Below are 17508 nucleotides of genomic sequence, written 5' to 3' on the forward strand. Positions count from 1 at the left end.
GCGCGCCGCCATCGCGGCGGAGGATCATTTTTTTCGCGATGCGGCCGTCGCCAAAGAGGCCGACGGCGTAGCGGTGATCACCTTGGGCTTGATTGCCTTGGGTTTGCGGACTTCTCGGTTGCCTTTGGACAAGAGGCGTTCCTTTCGATGGCAATGAGGGCGCGACGAGCCGGCGGAGCAAAAGCTCCGTGGGGACGATAGCGAAGGTGATGGGCGGTCGACGCGTCGGGATCTTGGCGCTTAAGCGTCCGACGAACCGATCTGATGGCGTGACTGAGCGCCTCAAAGCGACATTAGCATGAACGCCCGGTCCTCAGGGAAATGATTGCGGCCTGGCGACGATCCTCCGGCTCCGAATAAGGGCTCCAGCACGGCTGTTTCGCCCTGCCTTTTGACGAGTCGCATCGGCCGCCGGCTGATCCACAGCAGGTCCATCTCGATGGCGGTCCAGCCGGCCGGCAACATGATGGTTCGTTCGGCCCAGCCATGCAGCGTTTCGGTTTTCACTCGGTCGTTTGAACGCCGGAGGCGCTCTGTGAGCCCCCTCGTATGGTCGGGCTTTGCCGCGAAATGACGATCAGTCTGCGCTGGACCGATTCCATGACTGCGAACCCGCCGTGAGTTTCGCGATGACGCGATAGCGGAACTTCCGCGAGACCGAGGCCTTTCTCCGTGCGAAGGAGAGCCACATGGTCGATCAGCCACGTTCGGAGCCCCAAGCTCGCCCCGCTCGCTGCTATTGGAGCCCGCTCATCGGAGTCGATCGCGCCTGGCTGGCGGCCTGCCTGGCCAGGCTGGACGAGGTTCGCCGGCCGGCCGTGGCCTAATGGGGGGCGCGCCGTTCGGCGGAACGCTTGCGGGTCGCCGGGGTTGGCATGGGACGCCGACCCTGGAGCCGCCATGACCCTTGACCCCGCCATTCGTCCGTTGCCCTACGACCCGTCGATCGAGACGCCCGAAAAGGGCGAGGCCGAGACGACCCAGGGCCTGATCGACCAGATGCGCAAGATCGCCGAGATCACCTACGAGGACGGCGGTCATGCGATGCGAGCGGTGCATGCCAAGCCGCACGGTGTCGTGCAGGGCCAGTTGATCGTGCCGCAGGACCTGCCGCAGGACCTGCCGCCGGTGCTAGCCCAAGGTCTCTTCGCCCAGGCCGGCGCCCACGACGTGGTGATGCGGTTCTCGACCTCGCCGGGCGATATCCTTGACGACAAGGTCTCCACCCCGCGCGGCCTGGCGATCAAGGTGTTCGACGTCGAAGGCGAGCGCCTGCCGGGGTCCGAGGGCGCGACGACCCAGGACTTCCTGCTGGTCAACGGCAAGGCCTTCGCCACGCCCAACGCCAAGGCGTTTCTGGCCAACGTCAAGCTGCTGGCGGCCACTACCGACAAGGCCGAGGGCCTCAAGAAGGTGCTGTCGGCGGTGCTGGGCGGCGCCGAGACCCTGGTCGAGGCGGCGGGCGGGCAGAGCGCGACCCTGAAATCGCTGGGCGGCCATCCCAGGACGCATATCCTGGGCGAAAGCTTCTTCAGCATGGCCCCGATCCGGTTCGGCGATCATGTCGCCAAGCTCGGCGTGCGGCCGATCGCGCCCGCCCTGACGGCTCTGACCGACAAGCCGGTCGACCTGGACGGCAAGCCGGACGGCCTGCGCGAGGCGGTCGCCGAGTTCTTCGCTGGCCAGGGCGGGGAGTGGGAGGTCGTGGTCCAGCTGCGCACCAACGCCGACACCATGCCGATCGAGGAGGCCCACAAGCCGTGGCCGGAAGACGAAAGTCCGTATCTGCCGGTCGCCCGTCTCGTGGCCGGCCCGCAGGCCAGCTGGGACGAGGCCCGCTCGCCTCGGATCAACGACGCCTCGGCCTTCAGCCCCTGGCACGGCCTGGCCGCCCACCAGCCGCTCGGTTCGATCATGCGCGTGCGCAAGGCCGTCTATCAGGCCTCGCAGGAGTTTCGCCTGACGCGGACCGGCTGCCCGCTGCACGAGCCGGCCGCCGTTGCGGATCTCGGCTGAGCCTACCCAGGCACGATCCGCACGGGCACGCTCTTGGAGGCCGGGGTCATGCTGCCCTGGGCGTGGTGGCCCACCGGCACGAGGACGTTGCATTCGGGATAGTAGGTTCCCAGGCACCCGCGCGGAATGTCGTAGCCGGTGACGCGCAGGCCGCCCATCGTCCGCTCGACCCCGTCCTCGGCGACGGTGGCGAGGCCGGCGCGCTGGCCTTCGACCAGGCCGAGCGAGCGCATGTCGTCGCAGTTGACGAACAGCACGTCGCGGCCGCCGCTGACGCCTCGGAAACGGTCCTCGTAGCCATAGACCGTGGTGTTGAACTGGTCGTTCGACCGCAGGGTCATCAGGCGGAAGACGTCCGGGGCGTCCTCGAAGCCGGTGGCCGACAGGCTCGACGGCTTGAGAAAATTGGCCTTGCCGCCGGTCGCTTCGGAGAAGTTGCGCTGCCGGGCCTTGTTGGGCCGGTGGAAGCCGCCGGGTTGGTGGAAGCGTCGGTTGAAGCCCTTGAACCAGTCGGGGTAGGTCGCCTCGATGGCGTCGCGCACCAGGGCGTAGTCGGCTAGCCACCGGTCCCAGTCGAGTTTCGGGTTCTGCGGCAGGGTCGCCTTGGCGATGCCGGCGACGATCGCCGGTTCTGACCGCAGGTTCGGCCCGGCCGGCGCCTTGTCGCCGAACGAGGCGTGGATGCAGCTGGAGCTGTCCTCCACCGAAACGGTCTGCGGACCGCTCGCCTGCTCGTCACGCTCGATGCGGGACAGGCACGGCAGCAGATAGGCCACCTTGCCGCAGACCAGATGGCTGCGATTGAGCTTGGTTGCGATCTGCACCGTCAGTCTCTGGCGACGCCAGGCGGCCTCGACGCGCGGGCTGTCGGGAACCGCGCGCAGGAAGTTGCCGCCCAGGCTGACGAAGCCCTGGGCCTCGCCTTTCAGCACCGCCTCGCAGACCTCGACCGTGTTCCAGCCCTTCTCGCGCGGCGGCTCGAAGCCGTACTGCGCCTTGAGGGTGTCGAGCGGCGCCAGCTCCGGCTTCTCGGTGATCCCGACCGTGCGCTGCCCCTGGACGTTCGAATGGCCGCGGACAGGGCAGGGACCCGTACCAGGCCGGCCGACATTGCCGCGCAGCAGCAGCAGGTTGCAGACCATGTGGACGTTCTCGACGCCGAGCACGTGCTGGGTCAGCCCCATGCCGTAGACGCAGATTGCGGCGGGTGCCTTGGCATAGATCGCGGCGGCCGCTTCGATCTCGGCGCGAGGCAAGCCGCTGGCCGCTTCGATCTCGTCCCAGCCCGTGTCCCGGCAGAAGGCGGCGAAGGCCTCGAAGCCCTGGGTGTGTTCGGCGATGAAGCCGTGGTCGAGCACCGGCAGGCCGCCGCTCGCCTGGGCCGCCTCGTCGGCGGCGATCACGGCCTTGCACAGCCCGGTCAGCACCCCCAGGTCCCCGCCGGCGCGAGGCTGGTGATACTGGACGCTGATCTTGGTCGCCTGGCCGGTGACCATCTGGAACGACTGCGGGTTCTGGAATCGCTCCAGCCCCGCTTCCCTCAACGGGTTGAAGGTCACGATCGGCACTCCGCGCCGCACCGCCTTCTGCAGGTCGTGCAACAGGCGCGGGCTATTGGACCCGACGTTCTGGCCGAAAAAGAAGATGGCGTCCGTGGCCTCGAAGTCCTCCAGCAGCACCGTGCCCACGGGCGAGCCGATGCTCTGCTTGAGGCCCACCGAGGTGGATTCGTGGCACATGTTGGAGCTGTCGGGCAGGTTCTGGCTGCCGTAGAGCCGCGCCATCAGCGCCCACATGTACGACGTCTCCAGCGATGCGCGGCCCGAGGCGTAGAAGGTCACCTTGGTCGGATCGAGCGCCTTGAGCTCGGCGCCAATCGCCGCGAAAGCCTCGTCCCAGCCGCAGGGAACGTAGCGATCGCTGGCGGCGTCGTAGCGCATCGCGTCGGGCAGGCGGCCGGCCTGTTCGAGATCATAGTCGCTCCAGTCCAGCAGTTCCGTCAGCGTGTGGCGGGCGAAGAACTCCGGCGTGCAGCGCCGACGGGTCAGGTCCCAGGCCGTAGCCTTGGCGCCGTTCTCGCAGAATTCCGCCGGATGCGGCTTGGCGGGCTTGGGCCAGGCGCAGCTGACGCAGGCGAAGCCCTCGGTCTTGTTCTGCCGCAGCAACTGCCGCGCCGCCTCTAACGGCGGCGGCGCAGCATGCAGGGCGACCTTGGCCATGCCGGAGAGCGATCCGTAGCCGCCGGCCGGCCCCTCATAGGGTTTGATGCGAGTCTTAGGCTTCGGCGGTGGGGAAGGGGGCATTGGCGTCCTGCGGGCTAGACTTTGGAAACAGCTTTGCGGGCCAGGCGGTTCGATGAAATCGGTGGCCCTGCCGCGACAGGGCGGGCGCGGATCAGCCGGCGAGCGCCAGTAGTAGGCGTTCGACCAGATGGCGACGCTGATCGGCGTCTTCGGAGGCGCCGGCGATCAGCAATCGGTCCTCGTCCAGCCGAGCCTGAGGCGCGATGGACGCGACGCGGGCCAGCGCGCCCTTGGCCGCTTCCGGCGACAGGGTGAAGGCCAAGCCCTTGGGACCCGCGCCGACCTGGCGGACGTCCGCCGCGCGGGCCAGGATTTGCAATCGGGCGAGGTCCAGCAGGCTGGCGGCGAGATCCGGCGTGGGCCCAAACCGGTCGTCGAGCTCCTCCTCGAAGGCGTCGATCTCGGCCAGGCTCGAAAGGCGCGCCAGGCGGGCATAGAGGTTGATCCGCGTGACCGGGTCGGGAACGTAGTCCAGCGGGATGGCCCCGGCCTGGCCCAGGTTCAGCACAGGCGTCCATTCGGCTGCCTCGACCTCGCCGCGCGCCACCCGCACCGCCCGCTCCAGCAGACGCTGATACAGGGCCGCCCCGATCATCTTGATATGTCCGGCCTGGTCGTCGCCGACCAGGTCGCCGCCGCCGCGCAGGTCCAGGTCGCGGGCGCTGATCGCCAGGCCCGAGCCCAGGCGGTCGAAGGCCTCCAGCGTCGACAGGCGCGCGCGGGTGGCCTCGGACATGTCGTCGTCCGGATCGGCCAGCAGATAGGCTATGCCCTGCACCCGCCCTCGACCGACCCGGCCGCGCAACTGGTGCAGTTGCGACAGGCCAAAGCGGTCGGGGCGCCAGACCAGCATGGTATTGGCCCGCGGCACGTCCAGCCCGCTCTCGATGATGTTGGTGGCCAGCAGCACGTCGCCGTCGCCATCGGCGAACCCGACCATCACCGCGTCGGCCTCCTCGGCCGGCAGGGCCCCGTGGGCGATGCGCATGGAAAGCTCCGGCGCCAGCTCCGCCAATCGCTCGGCCAGGGGCGCGATGTCCTCGATGCGCGGCACAACGAAGAAGCTCTGGCCGCCGCGCCGCTTCTCGCGCATCAGGGCGGTGCGCAGACTGGCCGGATCGAACGGCGCCAGGAAGGTGCGGATCGGCCGGCGGCGGGCCGGCGGACTGGCGATCAGGCTGACATCCTGGATGCCGACCATGGCCGCCTGCAGGGTACGCGGGATCGGCGTGGCGGTCAGGGTCAGCAGGTGTCCGTCCTGTGCCAGGTCGCGCAGTTGCGCCTTCAGGGCGGCCCCGAACTTCTGCTCCTCGTCGATGATCATCAGGCCCAGGTTGTCGAAAACCACCTCCTTGCCTGCCAGGGCCTGGGTGCCGATGACGATACGGACCTCACCGCTTTCCAGGCCTTGCCTGACGACGCGGGCCTCGGCCGGCGTCACCAGCCGTGAGAGGTGGGCGACGCCGATCCCCGTGCCGGTGAAACGCCGGCGGAAGGTGTCGTAGTGCTGGCGGGCCAGCACCGTGGTCGGGGCGGCGATGGCGACCTGCCGTCCGCTCAGGGCGACGGCGGCTGCCGCGCGCAGGGCGACCTCGGTCTTGCCGAAGCCGACGTCGCCACAGACCAGCCGGTCCATCGGACGGCCGCTGGCCAGGTCGGCCAGCACGGCCTCGATGGCGGCCGACTGGTCGGGGGTCTCCGGATAGGCGAAGCGGGCGGCGAACTTGGCGTAGGCCGCCTTGGGCGGCGCGATGGGCTCACACGTCCTGGCCTGCCGCGCCTTGGCCAGGGCGACCAGTAGAACTGCCGTCTCGTCGACCTGGCGACTGACCTGCGACCGCCGGGCTTGCCAGCCGTCGCCCTTAAGGCGGTCGAGGGTGACGGCCGAGGTCTCTGCGCCGTAGCGCCAGATGCGGCCGATCTCCTCGATCGGGGCCAGGACGCTGTCGCCGCCGTGATACTCCAGCTGCAGGGTGTCGCGGTCCAAGCCGTCGATCTCTACCGTCTTAAGGTCACGCAGCACGCCGACGCCATGGTCCTCGTGCAGCACCACGTCGCCGATCCGCAGGTCCGGCTCGCTCAGGAGATCCGTTGCGCTCGCCGCGCTTTTGGCCGCGATCCGGCCGCCGACAACGTCGCTGGCGGCGATCACCGCCAGGCCGGCGGCTGCGGTGATGAAGCCGGCGTCGAAATCAACCTCCAGGGCGACCACTTCGCCGAGGTCGGCCGCCAAGGCGGCGGCCCAGTTCGCGACAGGTTTCGGCTTGAGGTCGAGGCCCCGCACCAGCGCCTTGGCCAGCGGCCGTTGCTCGTGCTTCAGGCCAGCCAGCACCACACGGTGGTGGGCTTGGCGCTGGTCTTCGACCAGATCGCAGAAGGCCCGTCCCGGATTGCGCTGGATCGCCAGGTTCGGGATCGGTGCGACACCCGCCAAGTCGAGATCGCGCGCCTTCCAGCCCGCCAGGCCGGTGGCGAGCGCCGCGCCCAACAAGTAGAGGCCGTCGGGGGAGGGCGGCGACTGGCCGTCGATCCCGCCCAGGCTCTGCCGGGCCTCGAACGCCTCGATGACATGCAACTCGACATCCGCCAGGCGCTCGGCGGTCTTGCTGTCCTGGGAGACGCGCGCCTTGGGCAGCAAGTCGAACAGGGTTTCCAGGGCGCCGTAGCGATCGGCCAGGCTGTGCTCCAGGCCTTGCGGTCGGGGCGCGACCGGTTCGTCTTGGTCGGCGTCTCCATCCGCCGCATCTGCGATCCATTCGCTGGCGGGGCCGAGCAGCAGCGCCTCGACCTGTCCCTCCGTGCGCTGGCTCAGGGGGGCGTAGAGGCGGATCTCGGCGACCCGTCCGGCCTCGTCGAGAATGATCCTAACCGGGCGCGCGGCGTCGGCGGGGAAGATGTCGGTCACCTCGCCCAGGAAGGCGATCTCGCCGGGCTCGTCGATGCGGTCGTCGACGACATAGCCCGTGCGCGCGGCGAACCGGGCCAGGTCCGCCAGGTCCAGTGGCTCGCCGCAGCGCAGCGTCATGAACGCCGTCGTAAGGACGGTTCGCGGCGGCAGTTGCTGCACCAAGGCTTCGGGCGAGGCGATTAGGACGCGGGGACCGGCCGCCTTGGTCGCCAAGGCCCGCAAGGTTCGCATGCGGCGGCCCATGACGTCGCGCGAAGGCGAAGCGCGGTCGTAGGGCAGGCAGTCCCAAGGCGGTAGGATGAGCACCTCGATGTCGGCGGAAAGGCCCGCCAGGGCGCGTCCGATTTCCTCGGCCCGCCGCTCGCTCGAGGCGACATGAACAGCGACGCCACGCGCGGCGTCGGCCGCCAGGGCGGCGGCCACGGCCGCGGCCGGCGCTTGGCCGGTGGTCTTGGCGCCCGCCCGCTCGGGACGCGCGCCGGGCGTCAGGATCTCGCCGACCGGCGGCTCGCCATCTTCGGTCCTGGGCATCGATACTCCCCCGTGCGGGTCCTTCAGATGGCCGCGTACGGAGCAAACACCGCCCGCTTGCAGGTCGTTGCACCGGCGAGACCGGGGAAACGGTCCGCGCCGGCGACCGGCGCAGGAACGCGACATCCGAACCGCCGTTGTGGTCATCCGCGCCCGACCGGGAGCGTCGAGGGGCAGGGCATGGGCGAAGCGCGATTGGACAAGAGCCTGGCGGACAAGAGCAGCAGGGCGCCGCGACCCTCCGAACGCGGACCGATCCTGACCCGCACCCGTAACCTGAAGATGGCGCGCTCGGCCCACGCCTATGTGCGCGGCAGCACCGTCAAGTTCTACGAGTGGCTCGAGGCCAGCGGCGGCAAGCTGCCCAGCGGGCCGCCGGTCTGGATCTGCGGCGACTGCCATATCGGCAACATGGGGCCGCTGGCCGACGCCAAGGGCCGGGTCGATATCCAGATCCGCGATCTTGACCAGACGGTGATCGGCAATCCGGCCCACGACCTGATCCGGCTGGGCCTGTCGCTGGCCTCGGCGGCGCGCGGCTCGGACCTGCCGGGCGTGATCACCGCACGGATGATTGAGGGCGTCGTCGAAGGCTACGAGGCGGCCCTGGCCGAGGACTTCGAGGCCAAGTCGCGCCATCCGCCGATGATCGGCGCCGTGCTGGGCGAGGCCACCAGGCGCACCTGGAAGCATCTGGCCGCCGAACGCCTCAACGGCGTCAGGCCCGAAATTCCGATCGGCAAGCGGTTCTGGCCGGTCAGCCGCGCCGAGCGACGCGAGCTCGAAGCGTTGTGCCTCGGCCAGCCGATCCGCGACCTCGTCACCGGCCTGAAGTCTCGCGACCGCAAAAGCGAAATCCGCATGCTCGACGCGGCCTACTGGATGAAGGGCTGCAGCTCGCTGGGGCGCCTTCGCTACGCTGTGCTGCTGGAAGTCGATGGTCGCGATGGCGGACCCGAGATCTGCTTCCTGGACCTCAAGGAAGCCGCAAAGGCCGCTGCGCCGCGCGATCCGGGCGCGGTGATGCCGCGCGACAACGCCGAGCGCATCGTCGCCGGCGCCCTGGCCTTGTCGCCGAACCTGGGCCAGCGCATGGCCGCCTGCCGCCTGTTGGGCAAGTCGGTGATCGTGCGCGAACTGATGCCGCAGGACATGAAGATCGAACTGACGGGTCTGACTCCGGACGAGGCCATGGCCTCGGCGCGTTCGCTGGCCCGCGTGGTCGGCGACGCCCATGGCCGGCAGATGGAGCCGCAGATGCGACTGGCCTGGCTGACCGAGCTGGCCCGCAATCGTTCCGGGCTGCTGGATGCGCCGTCCTGGCTGTGGTCGAGCGTCGTGGAACTGACGGCCGCCCACGAAGGGGCCTATCTCGAACACTGTCGGCGTCATGCCCTGGGACTGGACGCCTGACGACGGAACGATCGGACTGAGCGCGGCTTAACCCTGCACGCGATCCTCGCGTCTGAAAGGTATTCCGATGTCAATTCTCGCGTGGCTCGTGGTCGGACTGATTGCAGGCTTCCTGGCCAGCAAGGTCATCAACAAGACGGGCTCAGGCATTGTCCTGGACATCGTGCTGGGCATCGTCGGTGCGCTGGTCGGCGGCTTCGTCTTCAATTCTCTGGGCCATTCGGCCCCGACCGGCATCAATCTCTACAGCATCTTCGTCGCCTTCATCGGCGCCGTGATCGTTCTGGTCGTCTATCACCTGATCTTCCGCCGCCGCGCGCTCTAGCGCGATCGACTGAACGACGAGGCGACGGGAAACCGTCGCCTTTCCTCTTTGGGCGCTCCCGGGCGCAGACATTGCGCCACGTCCTGAAACTGAACCTTACGCCCGGTGTTTCACCGGGTATGCGCGCGGGTGGCGCGTCGTTTGCGGAGCCAGCATGTCGGAAGCCTCGGTCGAAAATCATGACGTCCGGGTCAGCACCGGCGTGCCTGGCCTGGACGACATCCTCGGCGGCGGCCTGACCCGCGATCGCATCTATCTGGTGGAGGGCACGCCGGGGTCGGGCAAGACCACCTTGGCGTTGCAGTTCCTGCTCAAGGGGCGCGAGGTCGGCGAAAGCGGGCTCTATATCACCCTGTCCGAGACCGACGCCGAACTGCGCGCCGCGGCCGCGAGCCACGGCTGGTCGCTCGACGGGATCGCGTTGTTCGAACTGGTCAGCGAAGAGGGCCTTGATCCCGACAGCGAGCAGTCGGTGCTCCATCCCTCCGACGTGGAGCTTGGCGAGACGACACGCGGCGTGATGCGGCAAGTCGAGGAGACCAAGCCGATGCGGGTGGTCTTCGACAGCCTGTCGGAGATGCGGCTGCTGGCCCAGAATCCGCTGCGCCACCGTCGGCAGATCCTGGCGCTGAAGCACTTCTTCGCCACGCGCAAGTGCACCGTTCTGCTGCTCGACGATCAGACCGCCGAGGACGGCGACCTCCAGCTGCACAGCATCGCCCACGGCGTCATCAGCCTGCAGCGGACGACCCAGGAGTACGGCGCCCAGCGCCGCCGCCTGGAGGTCATCAAGATGCGCGGCATCAAGTATCGCGGCGGCTTTCATGACTTCGAACTGGATACCGGCGGCATCCGGGTGTTCGAGCGCCTGGTGGCGGCCAATCACCCGGCCCATTTCGACCAGCAGATGGTCTCGACCGGGTCGCCGGGCGTAGACGCCCTGATGGGCGGCGGCCTGGCGCGCGGCACCAACACCCTGATCAGCGGACCGTCAGGCGTGGGCAAGACCACGACCTCGGTGCGTTGCGCCCTGACCGCCCTGGCGCGCGGCGAGACCGTCGCCTACTACCTGTTCGACGAAGGCCTGACGACTTTGCTGACGCGATCGAAGGCCCTGGGCATGGACTTGCGTCCGCACTTGGAGGCGGGGCGGTTGCTGATCCGCGCCATCGATCCGGCGGAGCTGTCGCCCGGCGAGTTCGCCTTCCATGTCCGCGACGCCGTCGAGCGTCAGGGCGCGTTGACCGTCGTGATCGACAGCCTCAACGCCTATCTTCAGGCCATGCCGGGACAGAAGTTCCTGCTCCTGCAGATGCACGAGCTTCTCACCTACCTGAACCAGCAGGGCGTGGTGACGCTGCTGATCCTGGGCCAGCATGGCTTCATCGGCGAGGTGCGCAGCGACATCGACCTCAGCTATCTCAGCGACGGCATCTTGCTGTTCCGCTTCTTCGAGGCGGCCGGTTCGGTGCGTACGGCGATCTCGGCGGTCAAGAGCCGCACCGCGGCTCACGAGAAGACCATCCGCGAAATCCGCCTGACAGAAGCGGGGATCGAGGTCGGCGAAGCGCTGACCGACTTCCAGGGCGTGATGACGGGCCTGCCGTCCTACGAGGGCAAGGTCGGCATGCTCGGCGAGGGACGTGGCGATCGGCGTCCGGATGGATGAACCTTTCCTGATCCTGGCGCCGCGAGGACGAGACGCGCTGGTGATCGCCGAAACCCTGGCCAATGTCGGCCACGCCTCGCAGATCTGTGCGGATCTCACGGCGCTGACGCAGGCGCTGGGGGACGAGGCCGGCGCGGCCGTGCTGACCGAGGAAGCCCTGGCCCAGGGGGCGACGGACGCCCTGACCGACTGGCTGGCCGGCCAGCCCGCCTGGTCCGACTTTCCCTTCATCGTGCTCGTCACCAAGCAGCCGGGAAAACGAACCCAGGCCGATGCTGCGCGCCTGCAGGCGATCGGCAACATCGTGCTCCTGGAGCGGCCGATCAACGCCGAGACCCTGGTCAGCGCCGCCCATTCGGCCATCCGCGCCCGCCACCGCCAATATCGGGCGCGCGATCATCTTTTCGCGCAGATGAAAGCCGAAGAGCAGCTGCGCTTCGCCCTCGAAGCGGGGCGGCTGGGCGCATGGGATCTCGATCTGGACAGTGGATCGCTGACGATGTCCGAGGCCGCGCGCGAGCACTTCGGGCGCGAGCCCGACCGTGTCCTTTCGCTCGCCGATGTGGAAGCGGCCGTGCATCCGGATGATGCGGCCTCGCGCCGAGGCGCGCTGGAGGCGTCGGTCTCGGGCGGCGAGGACTACGACGCCGAATACCGCGTCGCCTGGCCCGACGGCTCCTGGCACTGGCTGCAGGTGAGGGGGCGGCTCAATCGTCGGCGTGCTGAAGAGCCGCGCCGCCTGTCCGGGGTGACGCTGGACATCACCGCTCGCAAGACCGTCGAGGCCGAGCTGCGGCTGCTGAATGAGACGCTGGAACAGCGCATCGCCGACAGCGTCCGCGACCTCCAGATCGCCAATGAGCGACTGCTGGCCGAGATCAGCGAGCGGGAGCAGGCCCAGGCCGCGCTCGTCCAGGCCCAGAAGATGGACGCCATCGGCCAGTTGACCGGGGGCATCGCCCACGACTTCAACAACCTCCTGACCGCCATCGTCGGCAATATCGACATGATCGAGCGGCGCAGTCAGGACGCCCGGATCCAGCGCATGGCGCTCAACGCCCGCGAAGGCGTCGAGCGCGCGACCAAGCTCACCGCCCAGCTCCTGGCGTTCTCGCGCAGCCAGCAACTGGACTTGCAGCCCGTCGAGGTCGACGCCCTCATCGCCGGCATGGACGATCTCCTGACCCGAACCCTGGGCCATACGGTCGAGGTGCGGATGGCGCTGGACGCCGGAGACGCCCGGGCCAAGGCCGACGCCAACCAGCTCGAACTGGCCGTGCTCAACCTGGCCATCAACGCCCGCGACGCCATGGGCGAGGGCGGTAAGGTGACGATCTCGACCAGGCTGTCGGACGAATGGCGCGAGGGTCTCCAGCCCGGCGATCACGTCGTGGTGGCCGTCGGCGATACCGGTCACGGCATTCCGCCCGAGCTGTTGCAGAAGGTCTTCGATCCCTTCTTCACGACCAAGAGCGTCGGCAAGGGCACGGGCCTGGGCCTCAGCCAAGTCTACGGCATCGCCACCCAGTCGGGGGGCGCGGTCCGGGTCGACAGCACGGTCGGTATGGGAACCACGATCGAAATCTGGCTGCCCGTCACCGATGCGGCCGAGCGCGTGCGTTCCGGCGACCTGACGCCGGAGGAAACGCCGCTCAGCCAGGGCGAGCGCATACTGGTGATCGACGACGATCCCAGCGTTCGCCGCTTCATCGTCCAGTGCCTGCGCTCCCTCGGATACCGCGTCACCGAGGCGGCCGGCGGGCAGGAGGGACTGCAGCGGCTCGCGAACGACGCTCCGGACCTGCTGGTGGTGGACTTCGCCATGCCGGGCATGAACGGCGCGCAGGTGGCGTCGCGCGCCAGGAGCGCTTTGCCGAACCTCGGCGTGCTTCTCGTCACCGGCTATGCCGACGCCGCCGCCATCCGTGATCTCGTCAATTCCGAAGCGGTTCTGCGCAAGCCGTTCAAGGTCAGCGACCTGGCGGTGGCCGTGCGCACCGCGCTCACAGGAATGAAGTCGAAGCCGACTCCATCCATAGGATGACGGCGAAGGCGCTCATTCGGAAGGCCCCGGCACGGTCTTCGACCTTCGGATCAGCGTCGCCGGGCGGGCAGGTACTGGCCGCCCGCCGGCGTTAGTTTCCAGCCCGACTGGGTTCGTTCCGCCAAGCCTAGCGCCGTCAGGCTTTGGGCGTCGCCTATGTTGAGCTGAATCTCGGCGCCCTTGGTGCGGCGGTCCAGCTCGCGGAGCGATTGGAGCTGACCGCTCGTCAGGTTGAGCGGGCCAGGATCGATCTCATCGTCCGACCGGACCAGGCGCAGATGGGCGGGGGCCTGGGCGAGAGGCCGCCTACTCCTGCTGCCGATGTTTGGATTTGAGGGTTTCAAGAGCGGTCTCCATCTTCTGTTGTCTGTGGATCACCATCCGCAGAAGCACCGCTCGCGCGGGGCTGGTGTCGGGCTTGGCCAGTTCCTGTCGCGCGCCTTCGACGATGCGGCCGCGATGGAGATGACCCAGCCGCCAGCTTTCCATTCGGACCTCGCCAGGCGAGTACCAGATGAAGCGGCGCATCGCGGCGGCGAGGATGGGAAAGCGCTTGATGAGCCCAATCAGCGTTTTCATCCTGACGACACGCTCGGGCGAGCCGAGCCGATCTCTGGTCGTTCGGGCGCGCCCGCGCGGTCCCCGCGCTGGTGACTCGGGATCTGGGGCATGGATTGTCCTGATCGACGCTCTAGAGGCGAGCTTCGCCGTTTTCAGTCACGGCGCACGCCAGCAGCGTAATATAGAGTATGCGCCTTGGCGCTGTGAATAGATACATCAAACTCAAAAGGAAAATCCAAAGCTCAGGTTTAATTTTGTCGTCTACGGAATGTTACGATACACTTTCGGCGTAATGAGCACGCGGTCCTGCGGGTTGATCATGTTAGGCTGCGAAATGAACGAGACCGAACGTGACAGACTGGCCCGCGATCGGGCCGAGGCCTATGCGCCACCGCCTGCCGGCGGCGCTTTGATGGCCGGCGTCTGCGGGGCAGCGCTCGCCCTGCTGGGTGTCATCGTCGCGGCGCGGTTCTATGGTTGGCTCGTGCGTGATCATATCGGCTTGGCCGCGATCTTGGTTGTGGGAGGCTTCGTCGTCGTATGCGGAGGCTACCTTCGGCTGGCGCGCACGAACCGCAGGGCGCGCCGCGCCGAACGCCTCCTGATCGATCGGGAGCACCGATAGGTCTCCCTGCGCACAACCGTGAATATTCCCCGGAACGCCCCCCGGGTTCGCGGATTGGTGTCTCGCCGCGTTCGGCGGCAGGCAAAGGACAGACCGATGGACGACCAATTTACAGGCGCCGCCCGCGAGGGCGTCGGCCGGGTTCAGGACGCCGTCGGCGGGTTGACCGGCGACAGCGCCACCCAGATGAAGGGCAAGCTCAATCAAGCGGCAGGCGACGTCCAGCAGACCTACGGCAAGCTGAGCGAAGGCGTGCGCGACACGCTGGAGGGCGCTCTGGAGACGGTGCGCGGCGAGGTGCACGAGCGTCTCGACACCATCGAGACCTACGTGAAGGACAGGCCCCTTCCGGCCTTGGCGATCGCCGCGGTGGCCGGCATCGTGCTGGGGCTGCTCCTGCGTGGCGGCAGCAGGACCATCTATCTGCGCGATCCGCGCTAGGTCGCTGACGGGCGAGGTTCCAGGGTGCTCGTTCCTGGAGCCCCGCCCAGTTCAGCGCAGAAACGGCCCCCGCTTGGCCAGATCGTTTCGCAGGGCCGTGGCCGCGACGCCGGCCTCGCCCATGGCGTGGCTGATCTGGTCCAGGCCCAGCACCACGTCGCCGGCGGCGTAGAGGCCCTCGATGTTCGTGCGCTGATGGGCGTCCACCTTGATGCAGCCGTCTTCCGTGACCGCCGCGCCCAGGCCGCGGGCGAGATCGGAGTGAACCTCCGATCCGAGCGCGGGATAGACCGCATCGAAGCGCAGGCGTCCCCTGGAGCAGGCCAGGCTGATGCTGTCGTCCTCCAACGCGAATTCCCCCGCAGGGCCGGCGATGCGCCTGACCCCGATCTCATCGAGCCGCCGACGCTGGCTCTCGTCGAGGCTGTCGTCGGCCTCCAGCGCGATCAGCGCGACGCTGGTTGTGTAGGCGCGAAGGAACTCCGCTTCGCCAGCGGCGCGGGCGCCGCCACCGATCACCGCCACCCTCTGGTCGGTCACTTCATAGCCGTCGCAGACGGGGCAGTAGCGCAGGCGCCCCTGCGCGAGCGCCTGGGTATGCAGCGTCTCGTCAATCGGCGGCCGGCGATTGGTCACCCCGGTCGCAAGCAGGACGGCTCGGGCTCGGAACGCGCCGGTCGAGCAGCGGACGAGGAAGTCCTCGGGCGCGATCTCCAGCGCTTCGACGCGGGCCGAGATCATGCGCGCGCCGTACAGCTCGGCTTGCTCGCGCATGCGCGCCAGCAGGGCCTGGCCTGATATCCCGTCGGGAAAGCCCGCATGGTTGCGGGTCAGCGGGATCAGCGCGGCGCGGCTGTCGCCGGCGTCGACGACGACCACCGACAGCCGGAACCGCGAAAGATAGATCGCGGCGGTCAGGCCCGCGGGCCCGCCGCCGACGATCAGGCAGTCGATCCTTCCGTCACTCATGCTGGTCCATCGCTCATGCGGGATCAGCGACCAGCGGCTTGGGCGGCGGACGTACGAGAGGCTCGCGCGCCCAGACCCGGCCCGTCGAGGCCCTCGCGATGAAGTCGTCGATGCTGGCGGCGCTGAGATCGATCAGGCCTTCGTCGTCGTCCGGCCCGACGTCGGTGATCCCGCCCTTGGCGAACAGGGGACCGGCCGAAGGCAGATAGGCGATGACCTTCAGGTGGCCGTAGGCGTCGCGCAGGAAGTTGACTGCCGCCGCTTCCATCGCTAGCTGCGCGCCGCCTTCGTCGGAGGGCAGGATCGCCACCGTGTCGAACAGCACGGAGGGGCCGCCGTCGATCTTGTGGTCGGCCGGCAGCAGGGCGCCGCCGGCCGTCGTCACGCCGTAGATCGTGGGAGCGATGACCTGTAGTCGCGCGCCGGCCGCCTCGACAGCCGCCTTCAGCTTGGCCAGCAGCTTGTCGTCGCTGCCGTCGCTGACCAGGACGCCGACCTTGCGGCCCTCGAGCGTCGGCTGCGCCTTGGCGAGCAGGCTGAGCATGGGCGAGGGGGTCATGTCCTGGGCCGGTATCGGCGCCGGGGCCGGAACGATCTCGCCTGGGAAGCCAAGGCCCTCGGCCACCGACTGAGCCAGGAACTCATCAATGTGGATCAGGCGCGACAGCACGGCTTCGCGTACCCGCGGCGTCACGCACTTGCTGAGCTCGAACACCAGGGCCGCGACGATGTGGTCCTGCTCGGGCTTGGTCTGGCTGGCGAAGAACAATCGGGCCTGGGTGTAGTGGTCGGCGAAGGTCTCCGGCCGCAGGCGCAACTGCTCGCCGGATTCCGGATTGGGGAAGGTCTGGAAGCCGCGCTCAAGGGACTCGCGCGCCACGTCCTGGCCCAGGCTCGACGGCTCGTAGTTCACCTGGCCCTTCGGAACGCCCATCTGCATGTGGCCGTCGCGCTGCAGGTTGTGGAACGGGCACTTGGGCTGGTTGATCGGGATCTGGTGGAAGTTGGGCGAGCCCAGGCGCTTGAGCTGGGTGTCCTGGTAGGAGAACAACCGGCCCTGCAGCAGCGGGTCGTTGGTGAAGTCGATCCCTGGCACCACGTGCGAGGCGCAGTAGGCGACCTGCTCGGTCTCGGCGAAGAAGTTGTCGGGGTTGCGGTCCAGCACCATGCGCCCGACGACGCGCAGCGGCACGTCTTCCTCGGGGATCAGCTTGGTGGCGTCCAGCACGTCGAAGGCAAAGCCGTCGGCCTGTTCCTGGGTAAAGGTCTGCAGGCAGAACTCCCACTCGGGGAAATCCCCGCCCTCGATGGCTTCCCACAGGTCGCGGCGGTGGAAGTCCGGGTCAGCGCCGTTGATCTTCAGGGCTTCGTCCCAGACCACCGACTGCGAGCCGAGCTTGGGCCGCCAGTGGAACTTCACGAAGGTGCTCGTACCCGCCGCATTCACGAGCCGGAAGGTGTGGACGCCGAAGCCCTCCATCATCCGCAGCGAGCGCGGAATGGCCCGGTCGCTCATCGCCCACATGATCATGTGCATGCTCTCGGGCGTCAGCGAGATGAAGTCCCAGAAGGTGTCGTGGGCGGTCTGGGCCTGTGGGAACTCGCGATCGGGATCCTGCTTGGCCGCGTGGATCAGGTCGGGGAACTTGATGGCGTCCTGGATGAAGAACACCGGGATGTTGTTGCCGACGAGATCGAAGTTG

The 17508-nt window shown here is 68.3% G+C and carries 14 protein-coding genes; 8 read left to right on the forward strand and 6 right to left on the reverse strand.

From position 1 onward, the window contains the following. Positions 1–282: 282 nt before the first annotated feature. Positions 283–507 carry a hypothetical protein gene (locus tag DMC18_RS05670; RefSeq protein WP_146217983.1) on the reverse strand — a complete coding sequence of 75 codons (225 nt, stop codon included), beginning with the start codon at positions 505–507 and terminating at the stop codon, positions 283–285. A gap of 182 nt (positions 508–689) precedes the next feature. Between DMC18_RS05670 and DMC18_RS25915 the strand changes: the two genes are divergently transcribed. After that, positions 690–827, forward strand: a complete 138-nt coding sequence (locus tag DMC18_RS25915) for a hypothetical protein (RefSeq protein ID WP_158285867.1) — start codon at positions 690–692, stop codon at positions 825–827. Between the two features lie 73 nt (positions 828–900). Beyond that, positions 901–2016, forward strand: coding sequence for a catalase family protein (locus DMC18_RS05675; RefSeq protein WP_110117653.1), 1116 nt, complete (start codon positions 901–903; stop codon positions 2014–2016). Positions 2017–2018: 2 nt separating this feature from the next. On the opposite strand, the gene DMC18_RS05680 is transcribed toward DMC18_RS05675, so the two are convergent. Both DMC18_RS05680 and DMC18_RS05685 read right to left on the reverse strand, forming a co-directional pair. Continuing rightward, positions 2019–4235 carry an FdhF/YdeP family oxidoreductase gene (locus DMC18_RS05680; protein ID WP_233245117.1) on the reverse strand — a complete coding sequence of 739 codons (2217 nt, stop codon included), beginning with the start codon at positions 4233–4235 and terminating at the stop codon, positions 2019–2021. A gap of 175 nt (positions 4236–4410) precedes the next feature. Then, a complete protein-coding gene (locus tag DMC18_RS05685; RefSeq protein WP_146217984.1) occupies positions 4411–7758 on the reverse strand; it encodes a DEAD/DEAH box helicase in 3348 nt (1115 codons plus the stop codon). Between the two features lie 180 nt (positions 7759–7938). On the opposite strand from DMC18_RS05685, the gene DMC18_RS05690 reads away from it, so the two are divergent. The 4 genes from DMC18_RS05690 to DMC18_RS05705 all read left to right on the forward strand — a co-directional run bounded on the left by DMC18_RS05690 (position 7939) and on the right by DMC18_RS05705 (position 13209). Further along, entirely contained in the window at positions 7939–9171 is a 1233-nt protein-coding gene (locus DMC18_RS05690; RefSeq protein ID WP_110117702.1) for a DUF2252 family protein, read from the forward strand. 67 nt (positions 9172–9238) lie between these two features. Beyond that, positions 9239–9496: a GlsB/YeaQ/YmgE family stress response membrane protein gene (locus DMC18_RS05695; RefSeq protein ID WP_110117701.1), complete on the forward strand. Its 258-nt coding sequence runs from the start codon at positions 9239–9241 to the stop codon at positions 9494–9496. Between the two features lie 154 nt (positions 9497–9650). Continuing rightward, complete coding sequence (locus DMC18_RS05700) at positions 9651–11165, forward strand: ATPase domain-containing protein (RefSeq protein WP_110132758.1); 1515 nt, start codon at positions 9651–9653, stop codon at positions 11163–11165. A 40-nt stretch (positions 11166–11205) separates the two neighbouring features. Then, positions 11206–13209, forward strand: a complete 2004-nt coding sequence (locus tag DMC18_RS05705; RefSeq protein ID WP_233245124.1) for a PAS domain-containing hybrid sensor histidine kinase/response regulator — start codon at positions 11206–11208, stop codon at positions 13207–13209. Between the two features lie 306 nt (positions 13210–13515). Here the strand turns inward: DMC18_RS05705 and DMC18_RS05710 are convergent, their stop codons facing one another. Then, positions 13516–13788, reverse strand: coding sequence for a hypothetical protein (locus DMC18_RS05710; RefSeq protein ID WP_110117699.1), 273 nt, complete (start codon positions 13786–13788; stop codon positions 13516–13518). 316 nt (positions 13789–14104) lie between these two features. On the opposite strand from DMC18_RS05710, the gene DMC18_RS05715 reads away from it, so the two are divergent. Next, positions 14105–14395: a hypothetical protein gene (locus DMC18_RS05715; protein ID WP_146217985.1), complete on the forward strand. Its 291-nt coding sequence runs from the start codon at positions 14105–14107 to the stop codon at positions 14393–14395. A gap of 96 nt (positions 14396–14491) precedes the next feature. Next, positions 14492–14836, forward strand: coding sequence for a CsbD family protein (locus DMC18_RS05720; RefSeq protein ID WP_110117697.1), 345 nt, complete (start codon positions 14492–14494; stop codon positions 14834–14836). A 51-nt stretch (positions 14837–14887) separates the two neighbouring features. On the opposite strand, the gene DMC18_RS05725 is transcribed toward DMC18_RS05720, so the two are convergent. Together DMC18_RS05725 and DMC18_RS05730 are read right to left on the reverse strand one after the other, a co-directional pair. After that, on the reverse strand, positions 14888–15805 hold the full coding sequence (locus DMC18_RS05725) for an NAD(P)/FAD-dependent oxidoreductase (protein WP_110117696.1): 918 nt from the start codon (positions 15803–15805) through the stop codon (positions 14888–14890). 13 nt (positions 15806–15818) lie between these two features. Beyond that, a partial coding sequence (locus DMC18_RS05730) for a catalase (protein ID WP_110132759.1) occupies positions 15819–17508 on the reverse strand: 1690 nt, incomplete at its 5' end.

The organism is Caulobacter sp. D5 (assembly GCF_003185805.1).
Lineage (GTDB): Bacteria > Pseudomonadota > Alphaproteobacteria > Caulobacterales > Caulobacteraceae > Caulobacter.